The sequence below is a fragment of the Amycolatopsis sp. lyj-109 genome (genome assembly GCF_046548995.1).
Taxonomy (GTDB): Bacteria; Actinomycetota; Actinomycetes; order Mycobacteriales; family Pseudonocardiaceae; genus Amycolatopsis.
Window position 1 is genome coordinate 1 of record NZ_JAJPWR010000045.1, and the last position, 17761, is coordinate 17761.

The following is a 17761-nucleotide window of genomic DNA, read 5'->3' on the forward strand; positions in this document are numbered from 1 at the left end:
GCCGCGGCGGGCCACGGCCACGACGTCGTCACGGAACTCTCGGGGGTAGGGCTTGGGCACGGTGACATCCTTCCAGGCGAGGCGGCAGCCTCACACGTGAGGTGTCAACCAGACCCTGGGCAGACCCCCAGCTGCCGGCGTGATTGGCCCGGCCGGCTGCTGTGAGCCGCTGGAGCTCGCCGGTGAGCGCTGGCTCCGGCAACCGCATCAGGGCTGCGGCGCAACGCGTCAACTGCCCGGTGCCTGTCTCCAAGCGCGGGAACAGCCGGAGTTAGAGGGTGTCGCCGGTGCCAGCTCGGGCGCCGGATCGCTTGAGATGGAGGCCGCCGATGATTCTTGTCTTTCGAAGGGTTCCCGGGGTGCGGTCTGACGGTGCGTCGGCCGGGGTGGTGTCCTCGTGCTGGCGAGTCATTTGCTTCGCGTCGACTTTGGTCGCGCTTTTGATTGTGCTCGGTTCTTTCGTGAGGGGCCGGAGTTTTCGGCCTTTCGCGATGCGTGGTAGGCGTCGACTATCGAGGCGGGGATTCGTCCTCGGTCTGCCACTTCGCGGCCGTTCTGCCGCGCCCAGGTTCGGATATCGTGTGTGGCCGTGTATTCGGTGGCTGCTTCGGTCTCGGTCGTGGTGTCACCGGTTGCTTGGCCGGCAGCAACCTTGATGCGGCGGCCGCCGGTGCGGCGCGCGGCCGACACGTACGGCGCCAGCGCTTCGCGTAGTTCGTTGGCGTTCGGCGTGGATAGGTCGATCTCGTAGGACACGCCGTCGAGTCCGAACGGGACGGTCTGCTCGGCCGGGCTGCCGTCCGTGTCGTCGAATATCTCGATGCTGACCATCTTGGCCATTTGTGTTTCCTTCCGTTCCGGTGCGGGTGCATGGTGGATTGGTCGAATAGTAGCGTCGTGGAATCGCGTGGTGTCGGCGGGTAGGTGTCTGGACGAGTCTCTTTGAGTTTATTTCGAGAAGCTGTTGACCGTCTGCGGTCTTGTAGGCATGGATGGGTGTGCGGTGTGGCGAACACTTCCCTGTTTTGAGTCGAGTTCTCCAGCAGAAACATTGGAGGTTGTGATGGAAACCGAACGTGACCAGGGGCAGGTCAACGCTGTTGCTGCTGCGATCCGGGAGCTCGCGGCGGCGGTCTGTGCGGCTGTGCCGGAGCCGCCGGTGGATCCGGACGCGTTGCTGACCGCGGAGCAGGTGGGGGAGCTGTTGCACCTGTCGTCGAGGACGTTGAAGGACCAGGCGGCCGCCGGGGTGTTACCGCATCACCGGTTCGGCAAGCACTACCGGTTCACCCGTGGCGATGTCGCCGAGATCGTGCGGCTCAGTGCCGCGCCGGTGAAGTCGCCGCGGCGCCGGGTGTCCGTTGAGGACCTTGCCGAGGATTTCCGTGCCGCGTGAGGCGGGCGGAATAACAGAGAAGAGGAGTTGAAGGATGGCCCACGGCCAGGAAGAGCCCGGCACGGGCGAGTGGCGTGCCCGGTACAAGCGCCCCGACGGAACGTGGGGGAGCAGGTCAGGGTTCCCCACCAAGAAAGCTGCCGAGGAATGGGGCCTGGAGCAGGAAGCCCTGATCCGACGGAACCTGTGGCTCGACCCGCGCGATGGCGAGACCCGGTTCGACGACTTCGCCGAGGAGTGGCTGGCGGCGGTGGCTCCGCGGCTGGAACTGAACACGGTCGCGAAATACCGGTCGTTCCTCGACACCCAGCTGTTGCCGCAGTGGAAGGCGTGGCCGCTGATCGCGATCTTCAACGGGTACGTCGAGATCGAGCGGTGGCTCTCGGAGCTGCACGAAGACTACGCCGAGTCGTCGGTGGCGTCGTACTTCGCGTTGTTCTCCACCATCCTCAACGCCGCCGTGCGCGCCAGGATGATCCCGGCCAACCCGTGCAGCGGGGTCCGAGTGTCCAGCGGAGAGTTCGACACCGAGAGGCTGGTGGCGACGCCGGCCCAGGCGTTGCGGGCGGCGATGCGGCTCTACGAGCTCGGGCTGGGGAAGTCGGGGTTTGTGTTGTGCTTGATGGATTTCTATACCGGCGCCCGATGGGGTGAACTTGTCGGGCAGCAGCGGCACGAGTACGACTCCGAGCGCCGCGGCATCGAGATCCGCACACCACTGAAGGAGGTAGCCGGGAAGGTCTACAAAGGAGGCCGCAAGAGTGATGATCATCACGCGGACGGTCGCCAGCGCCCGCCGACACGGCGCGGGAACTCACGGCCCAAGAAGGGCCGGACGAAAACTCCTGCGGGTATGAGGTTTGTGGCGTTGCCTCCGGGCATCGCGGTGCTCTACGAGGAGCTGATGGACAGCCATCGGGAGCCGTTCGTGCTGTGCACGCCGGAGGGGTATCCGTGGCGGCGGTCGAACTTCCGCATCCGCTTCTGGCGGCCGGCCTGGGACGGGGTCGAACTTGATGACCCTGGTGCGGGGGAGCGGCGCCCGCCGATCCTGCCGACGTTCACGTTCCACGAAGGCCGGCACACGCACAGCACGTGGCTGACCGAAGACGGGATCCCGGAAGTTGCCCGCAGGGCCCGGTTGGGGCAGAAGATGAAGGGCATCGCCCGCGTCTACGACCACGTGACCCCGGCGATGGTGAACCAGATCCTGGACGTCCTGGAGGAACGCTGGCTGCGGTCGCTGGCGTCGCTGTATCCGGGTGAACGGGCGAAGCTGGTGTCGTGGTTCCCGCACCTGCGGTCCCGGCGGGCGATCGGGCCGGGTCCGGGGGCCGTCGCCGGATCGTCGCCGACTGACAGCTGAAAGCCCCGCCCCTCCGGGGAGGGACAGGGCTTCTGACCTGCGAAAACATGTGGTGCGCGATACTGGGATTGAACCAGTGACCTCTTCCGTGTCAGGGAAGTGCGGCGGCTGGATCGACCAGGTGAACCGCGCTGTCGTGCAGGTCGAGCGCTCTGGTTCCTTCCCGAGGTGGCGGCTTCAGCACCGTTGGTTCAAGTCGCCGTCGCCGAAACATCGCCAGACAAGTTTGGCGCCGTCAGCGCAAACGCATGCCCGTAATCCGTCGATCGGTCTCGATTGGACTTCTAATGGACTTCTAAATCGGGAGATAAGCCTAGGTCGCGCGGCCTGGGTTTGTTGGTTCTGGGGCAGCGGGGAGCAGGCTGACTGATAACAGATCAGTAACGGTGTGTCGCCTCAGTGTACTGGTGCCCTGAGCTCGCTGGCGGCAATCACGCCAACCGGCGTGGCTGATGGACTGCTGCCGAGCCGATGTCCTGTAGGTGATGGAGCGTCGGCCGCGAGGGGGCGCGCGGTGAACGGGGTGGGCGGGCTCGCACTGTACCGGGAGCTCGGCCAGGTCCGGCTGCGAAGCGGTCTCGCGCAGGAGCTGGGTGATGCGTCGGCGGTATCGCCTGCATTGCGTTGCGATCCGCGGCCCGGAATGATCGACCGGCGACGATCTCTCGTCGCACGCTGCGCGACTGGAGCGGGTCGTGGCTATGTTGCACGACGCGGCGGAGTGCATCATACGGGAGCTCTTCGGCGGCGGGGTGCTGCGGGCGCGGGCGGCGTGACGCGGCGCGGAAGTAGTGCAAGTCCAGGGTGGACACCGGCTGATTCGACATTGTCCATCGGCGTGTGAGGTGGGCTGTGGATGTGTGCATCGCCTGCGAGCACCGGTCGGATGTAACGACCGTGAGAGGTGCGCATGCGGTGTGCCTGCGCAAGTAGATACGATACCTGGTTGATCACATTCCGATGACTGCCTCCTTGGTAACGTAACACGCAGAGTGGTCGAGGCGACCTCCGACTGTACTGAAGTCGTCGAGAAGCTGGCTATGACCCGCGCAGATGCCGTACCTGGAACGCTTGCGAAGTCGTCACTTCGCAAGCGGGGGCCCTTCCCCGCCGGTGGCCTGGGTGCCTTGAAGGGAGGAAGATGAATAGGTTGTTCGGCAGATTGCCTATCTTTCGTGGTGTAAGCCGGGCTGGTGTTGTTGCTCTGCTGGTATTGGGGATCTCTGTTGTCTCGGCGACGGTTCTTCTCTTGGTCGGCGGCGGGGGACGTTGGATCCCGCAGGTTGCGCCGAAGAACGTAAGGCCTGATTTTGGGCACCTCGTCGTCGTTGCGGCCGCTTCCGGGCTGATTTCCTGTGCTGTACTGGAGTTTGTTAAGAATCTTTCAGGATTATCGGCGAGATTTAATCGTTCTCGTTTGAATCTTTGGTTCAACCTGGAGTCTGGCGACCTTGGAGTCGATGTGCCGATGATCCTCTCGTACCAGGGCAGTATTCGGCAGGTTGCGTCTCAGGTATCCCAGTTGTTGCGCGAGCAGGTTCGGCTTCTTCTTCGGGAGTATTCGCCGCGCGAGGCCGTTGAGCGCCTGCGAGGAAACGGAGGACTGTTCTGGTATGTCATTCTCCGTGAGATCGAGCGTACTTCACAACGTGAAGAGGATCCTTCGGTTATCTTCGAACACATCGAGCGGCAGGTCGATGCGTTCCAGATCGAGGCTACCGTTCGGTGGTACACGCTCCTGCGCGCGATGTCGGCTGTGACGGCGGGTGTGCTATCGACGCTGGGCGCTTGGGCTACCAGTGCCTCGTTTGCGGGCATCGTGGTGGGGATGGTGCTGGGCCTGGTCGTTGGCGGCCCTGTTTCCTGGACGGTGCGGGACTTGGTCCGACTGGTGGAACGGGGGGCCCGTCATTGAGTGACTTTGTTCTTACGCTCCGCGGCGAGTCGCGTGGTGGTCTTCGGCGCAGTTTCGTCGTCGAAGAAGGTCGACCGCTAGGGGGGTATGTCTGGGTTATCTTCATCCACGGTTTCAACGTCGACCGGAAGCGGGGGTTCCTTCAAGCTAACACATTGTGGAGCAATCTGTTCAGGGGAGAACTGATGGGCCGGGTGCAAAAAGGTGTGTACCTGTGGCCGAGTGCTCGTTTTCCCTGGCGAAACCTCTCGAGGTTTGCTTATCCGGCAGTGGTGGGCCGGGCTGGCCGCGCCGGCCGACATCTCGGCGACTACCTGGCGAGTAGAAACAGCGGCGATGTTGTCCTAGTTGGTCATTCGCTGGGTTCGGTGGTGGCTCTTTCGGCTGCGGACCGCCTTCGCGGGTCCGGCATACTGCGCGGCTTAGTTCTGCTGGGAGCTGCAGTGGACGTCAACGAGATGATCGATGGCGGCCTTTTCAGCTTCATGCCACTTGCTCGCCGCGAAGCGGTCGAGTACAGCCCGGACGACAAAGTGCTTCGAAGCGTTTTCAAGATCGGTCAGAAGATTGCTGAACCTTTCTCCCCTCTGGCGGGAGCCGTCGGCTTGAGCGGTCAGCCCTGGTCTCGTGGGTGGCGGCACCGTGACTGCAAGTTCGACCACCACACTCATTGGGAGGTCCCCTCGACCGCTCAAGCTGTGGCGTGGACGATGGATCACTCCGTCGCTGGGCGGATTCCGCCGACGAACCGGGTGGCCGAGCGTACACCCTCTGTGCGAGACGTGGAGTGAGTATGACATTGAGTGCGGAATACGAAAAGCTCGAAGCCTCGATCAACAAGTCGATCTCCGAGCACAATCCCAGGTTGGATTCGTTCCTCTTCAACGGCGGAACACTTTTGGCTCTCGCCGTGACCATCGCCGCCACGGTGCCGTGGCCGGACAACGTTTCGTGGCTGCCTCGGGTCCTGGCCGGCCTGGGGGCCTTCCTGATCGGGGCTGAGCGTGCGCTGAACTTCGGCGAGCGCTGGCGGTATCACCGTCGGCTGCGTGACGCGTACCAATCCATCCTTGACCGCTTCACCCTCGCGGTCGAGGCCTCCGGTGTACAGCGGGACGAACTGCTCGCGAAGATCACCGCAGATCTCGATCAGATACGTCGGTCTCAGGGGGATATTCCGAATGGCACCCCGCTTCAAGGCTGAGCCCGCGACTACACACGACCCGGTTCGAGCGTCGGTTCAGTCCGCATCCGAAGGCCCGGCTGCCAGCGCTTGTACCGGTACTGGATCTCGGTCGGCTGCTGCGACGGCGACGCGGCAGAGGTTGGCCCGCGCCGGCCACACCAAGCTCGTCGAGCCTCTGCGCAGCAAGGCTTCCCGCGCCGCGTGGGCGTACCGCGGCACCGGCGTACCGGTTCGACGGCGTAGCCGACCTCTGCCGTGCCCGACGGGGTGGGGCGGCCTGCGGTAACCGGCACGGCCCACCGCCGGGTGTTGAAATGCCTCGTGAGCGTCGTCAGGGTCTGGTTCACGAACTTGCGTCGGCTCGGGAGTGCAGGTTGATGCCGTCGGCGGAGACGCTCCGACGCGAGCTTGGCATCGGAGCTGAGGCTTCGCGGAAGCTGTGCGCGACCGTGCGGTCGGAAATGCAGGGAGCCATGGCCACGGATTGACGATCATCCGTGCTATCGGCAGTTGCTGCAGACGTCGTTCTCAAGATCGTTCTTAGGGGACTGTGTGAAGCATTCCTGACAGGTTCCAGTCAATGACTGTCGTCGCTGGCAGTCGCATTGCCCGCATCTTGGGCAGAACGGCTTTCCGCAGTCGGGGCAGGGAAACCCTGTTGTGGCGCCGGCGTAGCCGCATTGGCAGGTAAAAGTGGTGCTCGGGCGGTCGGTTCGCTGGTGTTCCGGGCCGGTCAGGTGGAGCTTGTCGACGTTCCAGAGGTCGAGTTCGGCGAGAACAGCGTACGTGCGCTTCGGAGATGCTGCGGCGTTCAGGTAGAAGGTGTTACGAGTACCCCACGGGGTGGACCAGAACGACTTGCGGACCAGTTGCTGACCGGGTCGCAGACGGGCCAAAGGGTGGTCGCTGGGGATACCTTGGCCGGAAGTGGGGTAGACCGCCGGGCGGTCGACCAACCTGGCGTGAACGACCTTTTGGGTGGCGCGGTCAGTGATGACGACTGCGCCTGTGCAGGTGAGCCGGCGGGCCAAGGCGATGGCGCATACGATTTGGCTTGCCTCAGTCTTCTTGAACAGATCGAGTAGGTGCTGCCCGGTGATTGGCCCTTTGCCGACGATCGTGTTCAGGACTTCGTCTGGCACGAGGAGCATGGCGGCAATTTCGTCGCAGAGTTTCTCGACCTCGACGGCCGGTTCGTCCTGGTCGGCGACCCAGTTCAGAGCTTCCTCGTCCTGGAGCACCAGTATGTGCCCGTACTCGTGAAGGAGGGTGAAGTTCTCGCGACGTGAGTTTGTGGGCGAGTAGAGCACGGTGTTGTGCTCGGTGAACGACATTCCGTCGCACATCCCGTGCGCGCCACGGCGAGAAGTCAACTGCTCAACTGGGCGAACGGTAAGGCCGGTTCCGGTCATCGCTTCGAAAGGCGCTCGGCGAAGTGCTTCTCGAAGTGGTGGAGGGAGTGCCCGCACCAGCCTGGTGGCCTGGCTTCTCCTGGTCATGATCTGTCCAAAAATCCGGGGATCGACCGAAACTGCCGGAGGACGGCAAGCAGCGCTTCGACTGAGCCACCGGTGCGGTTCCTATGGGCGGCGCCGGCCAACGTGGACGTGGCGCGCTGGCGGAGCTCCGCAAGCTGGACGCCGGCCTCGGCAGCCCAGTCCGAGAGGAAAGCTTGGATTCGCTGGTCGTCGAAGAGGTCGTCGATGCCACCGGTCGGCTGTACCGCGGTGAGAAGTGCATCGTCTCCGACGGATAGCTCTTCGGCGATCGCGGTGATGAGCGCGGGGGCCAGAGCGGGACTGCCGATCTCCCACTTGAACGCTTCCGCCATGGTCACGTCCCACCCGCGAGCGTTGATGCGGGCGACGAGTTGACGGAGGTCCAGCTGCGACCGTTTGCGTGCGGCCGCGAGTTTGCGGCCGTCGACGAGTACGCCCGGATCGGGCACGAGGCCGAGCATCAGGGCGACGGGGTCGTCGTGCCTGACGGGTTCGCGAGTCGGAGGGCCGGTTCGGTCTTTCTCTTCCGCGGCGAGTTCGGCGGCGACGTTCACGGCGTCGAGCCAGGGATCAATCTCGTCGTGCATGTCCGGAGCTTGGCCGTCGTCGGTGCGTTGCCTGGAACCGTCATCAGGGTTGCCGGTCACGCGGACGATTCACCTCCTCCTTGAGCCGCTTCAGTGCTTCCTTGTGCAGCTGGCTCACTCGTTGGCCGGTCATGTGCAGCTCTTCGCCGATGTCTTTGTTGGTCCGGCGGTGGGCCTGCTTGGCGATGACGATCGCACGGGACCGCTCGTCGAGTGCGTCCAGTGCAGCCTTGGCGCGGTCTGCGCGCTCCGCCTGTTCGAGGTCCTCATCTCGCTCGAGGACAGCGTCGCCAGTCGGGTCGTGCGGTGCGTCGCGGTGAATTCGCGGATCACCGTCGTCGACCTCCTCGTGCTGCCGCGCCATCGCCAGGGTCTTGCAGGCGTTGCCGACCGCGACGTGCAAGTAGGCCTCCCAATTGGACGGCCGGGGCATCCGGCCCTCCTTGCGGTAGTTCACCAGTCGCTCGAAGACGATGCTGAGGGCCGTGCCGGCTTCACTCCGCAGCCTGGGGGGAAGCTTTCCCTCTGCGTACCTTTTCAGGGTCCCGTGGTAGCGCGCGTAGAGCGCGCCGGGGTCGGCCGCCGGGCCGTCGGTCGACCCCGGCGCCTCACCCGCTTCCTGACCGGCGCTCACAGCAGCAGTATGCGCCGAACGGCGGTAAGGGGGGTCATGACGCACCGTGCGTGACCTCGACCGGTACCTGAACGCCGTACAACTGCTGGTACCACCGGCGCCGTGTTCCCGAGCGGCACAAGCACCGGCCCGTGCGGTCGGCCGGCACTCGGCGGACCAGCCCGGGCGGCAGTCCACTGAGGTCGACGTCTACCCGGCCCGCCAGCACCGCTAGACCGTGAATCTGTTTCACGATCTCCGCCGCCGCCAGCACGCCGGCGAACCAGGACACCTGCGGCGCGGCCACGGCGACCACCTCCTCACCCCCGGCAGCGGCGCCCATGCGGACCTCGGCTTCGGCATACGCCTGACGGACCAAGTCGTTGATCGACCGGCCGACGAGCGCGCCGCGCCGATGCACGGGCAGCTTGCCCGCCGCGATCGCCTGGTCGATGTCCGCGGCGGTCAGCTGAGCCCCGTCCTGGAGCAGCGCGAGCACCCGCTGGACGGACAACCCTGTGGTCTCGGCGTAGACACCTGCTTGTGTGGCCGGAGGTTGGGCGCTGACGAAGTCGCAGAACGGACACGCGAACCCGTCGCCGAACCCTTCCCTCTGGGCGTGCAAGGAAAGGCCGGACACACCGAGGGACAACGCCGACCGGGCCAGCACATCGGTTACCTCCAATCGACCCGTGAGGGTGTCGACTGACGACAACACCAGCCCGTCGAAGCCCGGATTCTCCCGGCTGACGACCCAGTCGGCGACGCTAGTGGAGACCGGACGCGTCCCCAGGCCGAGCTTCGTGAGCTTCGAGGCCATGTAGTCGGCCTTCGGCCCGGTCTCGGTCCCAAGGAGCGCCGGATAGCGGAAAGGGTTTCGCGTCGGGTCGAAGATGTCGGAGTCGATGACCGTGATGTCCTCGAGCGCATCCGCGCTCAGCATCCCGGTGAGCTGTGGCGCGAACGCCGTCGCGAGCAGGGCGAGGCTGCTCGTGCCCACCGAGCCGACTCCCGCGACGGCCAGCTTCAGGCGATCGCGAACCGGCGGAAGCACGGGTATCTCCGGCGCCGCGGTCAACCCGTAGTCGATCAAGTTCGTCACGTACGGCGCGTCCACCGCAACGCCCGAGAAGCCGAGGGGTCCGAGCACGCGGATCAGGAGCTGGCTCACCGCCAGGCACGCCGCCGCGTGCACGCCGAGCGCGTGGGTCGTGACGGCCGCCACGGGCTGCGGGGTCAGGCCGAGACGGACCGTGTAGTCGTCGCCGCCCACGCCGAGGTCGCCGGCCTCCACCTGGATACCGAAGGTGACCACGAGGTTCCGCTGCGGTGCGTGCGCGGGATGAGGGCTTACGTAGTCCAGCGCGGCCAGCAGGGCGGCGCTGTCTCTGGTGCCCCACCAGTTGGGTGGCAAGGCGACCGGGTGCGCGAAGGCGATGTCACCGAACAGGCGTGCCGCCATGCCGGTGAACGCCGCCAGCGCGGTGGCCGTCCCGCCGATCACGTCCGTCCCGGCGCGGATCTCCACCCGCACATCGTCCAGGGCACCCAGGAGTTCTCCCGCGGCCGATTCGTCGGCGGTGCCGAGAAGCCTCAGGCGCGGATCAGTCATCAGACTTCACCTCCGGGGCCACGCGGAGGTGAAGGTCCCGTTCGCTGCCCGGGGGCAGGGACCGCCACTGATCGCCTTCGCGGCGCAGGACTGCACACGCGTCGAGGCCGAGGCGCAACCCGAGCCCGAAGAACGGAGCGACGATGGAAAGCGCGCCTTCATGGGTCAAGACGGGGTTCGCGTCGTCTGCAGGCGAGTGGAATGCCTCTGCCGGGTGGGAGTGGATCCGGGCGACGTAGAGCTCTCCGGGTTCGAGGGCCAAGGCCAGCTCGATCTGCCCGGCCCGGGTGACCTCCACGGAGACGCCGCCGCCGGCGCCCCGCCACGGCCGCTGCTGCGGAATGACGAGCGCCGCGCCGTTCGGGCCGCTTTTGATCATCGCGGTGCCCTCGTGACCGCGGGCTCCGCGATCTTCGAAGAACATCCGCGCGTCGGCCAGCAGTTGCGCCGGCAGCACCAGGGGGCTCATAGCCCCACCTTGGTCAGGAGGCGGTCCAGGAGGCTGTCCGCTCGGAGCGCGTATCGCACCGCGTCCCACCTTTCTCCGTAGTGGCTCTCGTGGGCGTAGTAAGCCCGGGTGCCGCTGACGCAGACCCAGGGCACGCCGAGGCTGCTGTGGATGCCGTGGGCGAAGCCGGGGATCCACTGGTCGAGCGGAAGCACGTCGCCCGCGTCGTCGACGAGGGCGACGTCGAACGGCTTCGCGTCGTACCGGGAGCCGTCCAGCCGCAACGTCCACGTGCCGCCGGCGGGCGGCCGCAGCGTCATCAGCAGGCTGGAACCCTCGCGGCGGAGGTCTCCGGCGCGAGGGCCCAGCCGTGCCCGCGCCTGCTCGACCTCGATGTCGAGCAGGTCGGCCAGCACCCGGGGGTGCAGGGCCATCAGCCGTCGACCTGCGGCTTGCGGTTGATCAGCACGAGCACGTCGTCCTCGCGCACGCCCGCGTGCTGGAGGGTCGACGTGGGGTCGAGCTCGCCTTCGCCGCCGCGGGGCAGGGTCAGGGCGTACTCGCCGTCGACGAGCTCGCCCTTGTTGACGAAGTACTTCACTGCCTTGCGGGTGAGGTCGGCGACCTTGTCGTCCGGCTTGACCGTCTCTCGCACCTGGTGGCCCGCCAGCGTCCGGACGATCACGTGGAACGGGTGGTTGCCGCCGCCGTGGCCGGTCTGCTCCTCGTTCTGTCCCTGCGGGACATTGGTGTTCGGCATCGTTCTCCTCCTCGGTTTCGGTGCCGTGTACCGAGTAGACGATCGACCTCGCCAGAATGAAAATGCCCAGCTCAGGGATGCTTTCAGTCGCAGCTGGAATGTGCCCTGCTGGCAGGACTCGCCCGCGCCACTGCTGGTCGACAACCGGGATCGTTCAGCCCCGATAGGTTCCGCTCCTCAGCTTCATCGTCTATCGTTTATCGTCGATTGGCGATGGAAGAGGTGCTTGTGCTGGACCGCAACACTGCCAAGACTTACGCCGAGTGGTTCCGCACTCTCGCGGACCCAACGCGTGTGCAGATCCTTAACCTGCTCGCCGAGACCGGCAGCCCGATGACGGTGGGGGAGATCGTCGAGAAGGTCAGCGTGGGCCAGTCCACCGTCTCTGCGCACCTCAAGGTCCTTGCCGACACCGGGTTCGTGCTGGTGGAGCCGCGGGGGACTGCTCGGCTCTATCGCGTGAACGAAGAGTGCGTGTCCTGCTTCCCGAGTGCTGCGGACGTCGTCATGGGGCGCGGGGTCCGGTCGTTCGCCGAGACCGTCGACGAGGAGGCCCGATGAACCCCGATCGGGATGCCGTCTAGGACCGCTATGCCACCGCCGCCCGGCGGGCTCTGGTCGGTGAGGGGACTGGCCTGCTGGCCGGCGAAGGGGTTGCCGAGCGGCTCGGCGCCGTGCATTACGCCGGCGCGGAGCTTCCGGTCGAGATGACCGCCACCAGCCTCGGCTGCGGGAACCCGCTCGTCGTCGCCGAGCTCAAGCCTGGCGAGACCGTCCTCGACCTCGGCTCCGGCGGTGGGCTGGACGTCCTGCTCTCCGCCCGTCGCGTCGGGCCAGGTGGGCGGGCCATCGGCCTGGACATGATTGACGACATGCTCACCCTCGCCCGCCGGCGCGCCGAGCAGGTCCCCGGGTCCTGAATCTGATAACTGACGTTAGCTCGCCGCAGCGGCGGGACATCCGGCGCTCAGCGGGCGACCGGTGGCCCGCCGCTTGCGTTGGTCGGTTTGCATCGGATGCTCAACCTCCGACCAACTTTCTCAGCAGTTCAAGTAGCTCGGACTGTCTACCGACTAGCAGTAGCGTTGTAATAACGGTAGCCAGCAAGATGAGCTTGAATATTGGACCTGTTGTTTTTATGGCTTCATTAAATGCGCTAATCGAGTTCCAAAAATTCCGCGCTCCGAGCTGGCCTGTGGAGTCAGCTTCACCGAAACGTCGAACGATCTCCCTCCCGATGAAGACTGGATCCTCGTGGAAAGCAAGTGCGGTCGCGTAGGCCATGCACAACTCAAGCGTATCGTCGCGGTTTTCGCCGCGTAGGTAATCTGATGTCAGCATTGAACTCAAAGTTGCGGCTGCGCGTTCAATCTCTGCCAATTGAATTTCTGTGAACCGATATCTGAATCGGGCAGGAAGGCGAACAAGGGCTCTTGCCACGGAAAACATCATGCTGTGTTCCGTGCTCCGCCATTCTCGTGGCGAGAACAAACGATAACCAAGGTCGCGTGAACCATGTTGACCTCGATCCTTGAATATTCTACCACTAAATCTCCGTGAACTCAGTCCGGTTTTGTGAAAACCGCGCTCAGAGGTAAATTCGATCGCCTGGCTTGCAATAAGGTATTCGGGCCTTCGCAAGGAGTATGTTCTTACAAGTAGGCGGCTAATGAGGAAGAGCAGGGCAAAAGTGACACCCATCGAAAGAATTCCTAACAAGTCTCGATAGGTTTTCGGATTTGCCGTGGAGCCATAGCTGACGAATGCGCCGAATATCACGATTACGGCCTGTACTGCACTCAGTAAGGTTACTCCCAGATGCATTTCGCGAAATGATGCTTTCATGTAGACGAACAAGAACGCTGGCACTGGTGGGGCCATGAATGCGTCCTCCCAATTGCTCGAATTCATTCCGATTAATGCAAGTTTTAGCCGGAGGTACACGAACCAGGGCAGTAAGGCATAGGGTAATGCGAACAGTGCTACTCCGCCGGCCAGGTAGATTCGATGTAGCTCGTCGCTGCTGTCGACTACTGGTCGAATGACTTGGATTATAGGTATGACGATACTGGCGAGAAATCCCATGATGCCTACGGCAAAGTTCCTAAATCGGCCATCATAAACGCGCTTGAAGGTTGCGCGGGGGAGCATCTTGCTATATTTGCGAGCCGCGGCGAATGCGATAACCCTGAAGGTTGTCCGCATCCAAAGAATATTGAATACCAAGAAGTAGCCCGTCGCTGCGAGATATATTGCCGCCGAGCCTAGGATAGGGCGCACTGGTCTGCCCTTGCTGTTGACGATTCGTTCCACTTGTGGACACGCTCACGCTCATCTATTGCAAAGGACTTGCTGTCCGGCAATGAAGCGTTCGGGGTTGATTTCCGGTCTCTGTCGAGTCTGGTCACGTCGGAACCCGTCGTTCGCGGAGCCGCCCGCGTTACGACCGACGTAGCTTCAGCGCCGAGCGGTCGGAATGGTCAGTTCGAAGGACAAGCTTGGTAGCCGACGATCAGGTGCCCTTGTCCCTGTCCCCGTGGCTGCGCGAGCGTTAACCGCCCGATCTGTGGCCCGGGGTTCGCATGCGGTGTGTCGTCGGTCAGTGCCCTGAAATCCAGATGGCACGCGTCCACCGACATCGTGCCGTCTGGGTTGGACTGGGACGCCTGCTCGGAGAGGTACAGATTGTTCACGTAGTCGCCCGCCGCAGTGACCTCTGCGGCCATCGATCGGATCGCGGCCCGGCAGTCCGGCACGTACCGGGCGTCTGCGAGTTGCCGCGCAGCGGCGGGCGCGAAGATGAAACACGCATCGGCGACCGCGTCCGGCGTCGGGCGATCCATTCAGCAAGAAAGTTGACCATACTGGCCGAGGTCCGGGGCAAGATCCAGGCCACGGCCTGTGGATGCCGGAAACGCTGTCACGGGTGCTGACCAGCTGGTTCGTGGAGTGTGGGCGGGTGGTTTATGGAGTGACGGTGCCGTGGGTCATGATCATATGCTGTGATCATGAGATTGCTGTATCTGCTGGTGGCGCGAGTATTCGGGTGGCTGGTGCTGTGTTCGCGATCTAATGGCGCCAAAGAGGTGGAGATCCTGGTGCTGCGTCATCAGCTGCCGTGCTTCGGCGCCAGGTGGCGCGGCCGCATTTGTCTTGGGCTGATCGCGCGGTCTTGGCAGCGTTGGTGCGGTTGGTGCCGAACTGGCGTCGGTTGCGGTTGATCGTGTCGCCACGCACGATCCTGCGGTGGCACGCGGCACTGGTGCGACGCCGGTGGACCTACCGGCGCGGCCACGCGCTGACCTGGCGATCCGCAGGTTGGTGGTGGAAATGGCCAGGGACAACCCGTGGTGGGGTTATCGGCGAATCCACGGCGAACTTGTCGCGCTGGGCCACGTGATCGCGGCGTCGACGGTGTGGAAGATTCTCAAGGACGCCGGATAGGACCCGGCGCCGCGCCGGTCGGGGCCGACGTGGAAGCAGTTCCTCACGACCCAGGCCAAGGGGATCTTGGCGGTGGACTTCTTCCGCGTGGACACGGTGTTGCTGCGCCGGCTGTACGTGTTGTTTGTCGTCGAGCACGACCGTCGCCGGGTGCGCATCGTTGGGGTGACCGCTCGTCCGACTGCGGAGTGGGTGGTGCAGCGGGCCTGGAGCTTGCTGGTGGGGCTTGGTGATCGAGTGGACGGCGTGCGGTTTCTGATCCGTGACCGCGACGCGAAGCTCACTGCCGCGTTCGATGCGGTGTTCGAGTCGGTCGGCATCGACATCCTACGTGGCCCTGTTCGAGCACCGCGCGCGAATGCGATCGCTGAGCGCTGGGTGGGCAGTGTGCGTTTGGATCGGATGCTCGTCGTCAACCGGTGTCATCTGGAGCAGGTGCTGGCGGAGTACTTCGATCACTTCAATCAGCATCGCCCCCATCGCTCTTTGGGCCAACGACCGCCCGATCAGGTGGTTCCCGTCCGAATGGCTGGCGTCTGGCGGGTTCGGCAGCGTGATCGGCTGGGTGGACTGATCCACGAATATCAGCAGGTCGCTTGATGTGACACAGTTTTCGGCACCCACAGCGCTCTGCCGCCGCCGCTACCAGGAGGCGTAGTCGCGGGCCTCGCGGGCGACCGGCTCACATGTGGGGCAAGTGCGGGCATGGCTGTTGATCTTGCCGCTGGTGACCGGGTCGAGGACGAGGTCGCGTTCTGCTCTGCTCTGCGACCGGGGCACGTGGGTCAGCTCTCGGGCAGTCGGACAGGTGCTGGTGCGAGCCACCACCAACGCCTCGATCGCATTCAGCGCCATCACACGGCCGCGGCGCAGCTGCTTGCTGACCACGGAAACGGGTGCGTCCAGCTCGCTGGCGAGCTCTGCTCCGGTGACCGGTCGTTGCCGCTCCAGGGTGAGGCGTTGGTGGGCGGACATTATGCGCCGGTAGGCGGGCGGGATTCCTTCGAGGGCGGCCGTCAAGGTGGCCCACAGCGGTTGTTTGCTCTCCAGTAGTAGGTAATCGCTGGAGGGAACCGGAGGAAGGTGTTCCCAAGGGCCCGCTTCGTGGTCGTCGTCGACTTCCATCAAATCGCCGAGAGGAACGTCACGAGAACGGCGCCGGTAGAGATCTTTCAAGACATTCTGTGCCACGCCGATCAGCCAGGCCGTCGACGGCAGCTCGCCATCCGGCCTGCGGTCCCGCATCGTCATCGCGCGGACGAAAACTTCCTGAAACGCATCTTCGGCCTCATCGGCAGAGGAAAGCCTGCGTGAAAGGAACTGGTACAGGCTGTCGGCATTGGCGCGGACGAAAGCCTCGAACCCGGAATCATGAACCCTTCGTGACGGTTCCCGAGCCCGGACGCCTCCCGGCTCGAGCACCCCCATCCGCTTCAGGATGTCGTTCGCGATCACCGCGAACGAATCGATGGACACCGCGGTCGCCCGAGCGCGGCCTTCCCCGGCGAGGGCGTAAGCTGTGAATTCGGGTCCCGAGCCGACTCTTGGTGGGATCGCCCGGGACACCGTGTCCAGTACCCGCAGGGCTTCCGACCGGCGAAGGGTTCCGGTCAGCACGTTGCGGACGCCTGGTGCGAACTCGAAAGCGACCGCGTCGGGGTTCTGCGCGCCCGTGCGTTCCAGCAGCCCGCTGAGGTACACCTCGGCCAGGTGGGACGGGTCTGGCTCGGCGGAGGTGGCCCGTTGGACCAGGCGCATCACTGGCAAGCTGAGTGGTGCGGCGGCCAGGTGACGCAGGAGCCGGAATGCCTGCGGAGACGCTGTAGCGCGGAACCGGGCCAGGAGTTCCCGCGGATCGACGGTCCCTTCGGGGCTGCGCACCGGCTCCGCACCGATTCCGAGGACTGTCGCGTCGACTCCGTCGCTGTTGCCCGCTACGACGAGGCGCGCCCACGCCCCCAACGACGCGGCCGTCATTTCCAGCACTGGAACGGGGATCGTTCCTTTCGGAAGTTCGTCTTCGAGGGTCCGTGGCACGAATTTGAACTGTTTGTTGGAGCTTCCCGGCTGCAGGGAGTGGATCCGTCCGTGTCGCGGATTCAGCGCTGTTCGTGGCCACAACCGTTCCGGCAGAGGCTGCAGCAAAGCGGTCGGGCCGTGCTGGGCGCACTGTTCGACCACGGCGATAATGTCGCCGGTTTCCCAGACTCGTGCGACCATGTCGCTGATGAAGAGGGTCAGCCGGTGCCCGGTCGGGTCGATGAGTTCAGCCGGGGCACGCAGTCCGCGGGAGGCGGTCGGTACCGGGCTGAGCCCGACCCCGCCGGGTCGATGGTGCAGGTACCAGATCCGCACGTCCTCGAAGGCACCTTGTTGCTTCAGCAATGTGCAGAGTTCCTCGACCTGTGCCTTCCAAAGGATCATCGACGGGTGCACGTCCACGATCACCATCAAGTCCAGCCAGCGGTCCTGGACCGGCCGGCGGACCAGCTGCCACCGGCGGGCTTCTGGCTGACGGCTCCGGAACTCCGCAGAGCGCTCGGCGGTGGCCTGTTCGTCCAGTTCGATATCCCGGCGTGACGGGGACCGGCGGTTCAACGGCCGAAGTTCCCGCGAGATCCGGCCGGTGTCGGGCAGCGCTTTGACCGCCGGGACCCGGGCCGGGAGGGCGTTGACCGTTCGGGAGCGCGTGCTCTGTTCGCCCGTCGCGTGCAGCGAAGAGCTGGGCGGCTGCCTCGGTGCTTCCTCGCGGCCGGCGCGTTCGGGCGGGGCGTGCTGTGGTCCTTTACGCATGCGAGGGGCGTGGTGCGTCTCGGTGCCTGCGGCCGGCGCGGGCTCGATGTGCTGAGCCAGCCACAATGTTTCGGCCACTTCGAGGGCTATCGGTTCGAGGCCGATGGCTCTGAGGGTCACGAGCAGCCGGTCGAGCGTCATG

The 17761-nt window shown here is 64.7% G+C and carries 20 protein-coding genes and 1 tRNA gene; 9 read left to right on the forward strand and 12 right to left on the reverse strand.

Annotated features, from left to right (window positions below):
- Positions 1-408: 408 nt before the first annotated feature.
- On the reverse strand, positions 409-840 hold the full coding sequence (locus ACLJQF_RS47170; protein WP_410617090.1) for a histone-like nucleoid-structuring protein Lsr2: 432 nt from the start codon (positions 838-840) through the stop codon (positions 409-411).
- Between the two features lie 223 nt (positions 841-1063).
- Here ACLJQF_RS47170 and ACLJQF_RS47175 point away from each other — a divergent pair, with 223 nt between their 5' ends.
- Both ACLJQF_RS47175 and ACLJQF_RS47180 read left to right on the forward strand, forming a co-directional pair.
- A complete protein-coding gene (locus tag ACLJQF_RS47175; protein ID WP_410617139.1) occupies positions 1064-1396 on the forward strand; it encodes a helix-turn-helix domain-containing protein in 333 nt (110 codons plus the stop codon).
- 154 nt (positions 1397-1550) lie between these two features.
- Positions 1551-2762, forward strand: a complete 1212-nt coding sequence (locus tag ACLJQF_RS47180) for a tyrosine-type recombinase/integrase (protein WP_410617140.1) — start codon at positions 1551-1553, stop codon at positions 2760-2762.
- A 50-nt stretch (positions 2763-2812) separates the two neighbouring features.
- Here ACLJQF_RS47180 and ACLJQF_RS47185 read toward each other — a convergent pair.
- Positions 2813-2894 (reverse strand) — tRNA-OTHER (locus ACLJQF_RS47185).
- Between the two features lie 1009 nt (positions 2895-3903).
- On the opposite strand from ACLJQF_RS47185, the gene ACLJQF_RS47190 reads away from it, so the two are divergent.
- Genes ACLJQF_RS47190 through ACLJQF_RS47200 form a run of 3 tightly spaced genes read left to right on the forward strand, consistent with a single transcriptional unit; the run spans position 3904 to position 5881 of the window.
- Complete coding sequence (locus tag ACLJQF_RS47190; protein ID WP_410617092.1) at positions 3904-4677, forward strand: hypothetical protein; 774 nt, start codon at positions 3904-3906, stop codon at positions 4675-4677.
- Positions 4674-5468, forward strand: coding sequence for an alpha/beta fold hydrolase (locus tag ACLJQF_RS47195; RefSeq protein WP_410617094.1), 795 nt, complete (start codon positions 4674-4676; stop codon positions 5466-5468). The genes ACLJQF_RS47190 and ACLJQF_RS47195 overlap by 4 nt, the downstream gene beginning before the upstream one ends.
- Before the next feature lie 2 nt (positions 5469-5470).
- Entirely contained in the window at positions 5471-5881 is a 411-nt protein-coding gene (locus ACLJQF_RS47200) for a hypothetical protein (RefSeq protein ID WP_410617095.1), read from the forward strand.
- 482 nt (positions 5882-6363) lie between these two features.
- Here ACLJQF_RS47200 and ACLJQF_RS47205 read toward each other — a convergent pair whose 3' ends face one another.
- From ACLJQF_RS47205 to ACLJQF_RS47235, 7 genes are all read right to left on the reverse strand, one after another.
- Entirely contained in the window at positions 6364-7197 is an 834-nt protein-coding gene (locus ACLJQF_RS47205) for an ImmA/IrrE family metallo-endopeptidase (protein WP_410617096.1), read from the reverse strand.
- Between the two features lie 161 nt (positions 7198-7358).
- Positions 7359-8009, reverse strand: coding sequence for a hypothetical protein (locus ACLJQF_RS47210; RefSeq protein ID WP_410617097.1), 651 nt, complete (start codon positions 8007-8009; stop codon positions 7359-7361).
- Positions 7993-8583, reverse strand: a complete 591-nt coding sequence (locus tag ACLJQF_RS47215) for a sigma-70 family RNA polymerase sigma factor (protein WP_410617099.1) — start codon at positions 8581-8583, stop codon at positions 7993-7995. The genes ACLJQF_RS47210 and ACLJQF_RS47215 overlap by 17 nt, the downstream gene beginning before the upstream one ends.
- 34 nt (positions 8584-8617) lie before the next feature.
- Positions 8618-10174, reverse strand: coding sequence for a hypothetical protein (locus ACLJQF_RS47220; RefSeq protein ID WP_410617101.1), 1557 nt, complete (start codon positions 10172-10174; stop codon positions 8618-8620).
- On the reverse strand, positions 10167-10643 hold the full coding sequence (locus ACLJQF_RS47225; protein ID WP_410617103.1) for a hypothetical protein: 477 nt from the start codon (positions 10641-10643) through the stop codon (positions 10167-10169). The genes ACLJQF_RS47220 and ACLJQF_RS47225 overlap by 8 nt, the downstream gene beginning before the upstream one ends.
- The gene (locus tag ACLJQF_RS47230) at positions 10640-11056 is read right to left on the reverse strand and encodes a hypothetical protein (RefSeq protein WP_410617105.1); all 417 of its coding nucleotides are present in this window, start codon (positions 11054-11056) and stop codon (positions 10640-10642) included. Before ACLJQF_RS47230 ends, ACLJQF_RS47225 begins: the two co-directional genes overlap by 4 nt.
- Positions 11056-11382 carry a hypothetical protein gene (locus ACLJQF_RS47235; protein ID WP_410617106.1) on the reverse strand — a complete coding sequence of 109 codons (327 nt, stop codon included), beginning with the start codon at positions 11380-11382 and terminating at the stop codon, positions 11056-11058. The genes ACLJQF_RS47230 and ACLJQF_RS47235 overlap by 1 nt, the downstream gene beginning before the upstream one ends.
- Positions 11383-11595: 213 nt before the next feature.
- Between ACLJQF_RS47235 and ACLJQF_RS47240 the strand changes: the two genes are divergently transcribed.
- Together ACLJQF_RS47240 and ACLJQF_RS47245 are read left to right on the forward strand one after the other, a co-directional pair.
- Positions 11596-11943, forward strand: coding sequence for an ArsR/SmtB family transcription factor (locus ACLJQF_RS47240; RefSeq protein ID WP_410617107.1), 348 nt, complete (start codon positions 11596-11598; stop codon positions 11941-11943).
- 146 nt (positions 11944-12089) lie between these two features.
- A complete protein-coding gene (locus ACLJQF_RS47245) occupies positions 12090-12302 on the forward strand; it encodes a methyltransferase domain-containing protein (RefSeq protein ID WP_410617108.1) in 213 nt (70 codons plus the stop codon).
- A gap of 100 nt (positions 12303-12402) precedes the next feature.
- Here ACLJQF_RS47245 and ACLJQF_RS47250 read toward each other — a convergent pair whose 3' ends face one another.
- Both ACLJQF_RS47250 and ACLJQF_RS47255 read right to left on the reverse strand, forming a co-directional pair.
- The gene (locus ACLJQF_RS47250; protein WP_410617109.1) at positions 12403-13695 is read right to left on the reverse strand and encodes a hypothetical protein; all 1293 of its coding nucleotides are present in this window, start codon (positions 13693-13695) and stop codon (positions 12403-12405) included.
- Positions 13696-13862: 167 nt separating this feature from the next.
- Entirely contained in the window at positions 13863-14225 is a 363-nt protein-coding gene (locus tag ACLJQF_RS47255; RefSeq protein WP_410617110.1) for a hypothetical protein, read from the reverse strand.
- 403 nt (positions 14226-14628) lie between these two features.
- On the opposite strand from ACLJQF_RS47255, the gene ACLJQF_RS47260 reads away from it, so the two are divergent.
- Entirely contained in the window at positions 14629-14826 is a 198-nt protein-coding gene (locus ACLJQF_RS47260; RefSeq protein WP_410617112.1) for a hypothetical protein, read from the forward strand.
- 72 nt (positions 14827-14898) lie between these two features.
- Positions 14899-15426, forward strand: a complete 528-nt coding sequence (locus ACLJQF_RS47265; protein WP_410617114.1) for an integrase core domain-containing protein — start codon at positions 14899-14901, stop codon at positions 15424-15426.
- 42 nt (positions 15427-15468) lie between these two features.
- Here the strand turns inward: ACLJQF_RS47265 and ACLJQF_RS47270 are convergent, their stop codons facing one another.
- Positions 15469-17760, reverse strand: a complete 2292-nt coding sequence (locus ACLJQF_RS47270; RefSeq protein WP_410617115.1) for a sigma-70 family RNA polymerase sigma factor — start codon at positions 17758-17760, stop codon at positions 15469-15471.
- Between the last annotated feature and the right edge of the window lies 1 nt (position 17761).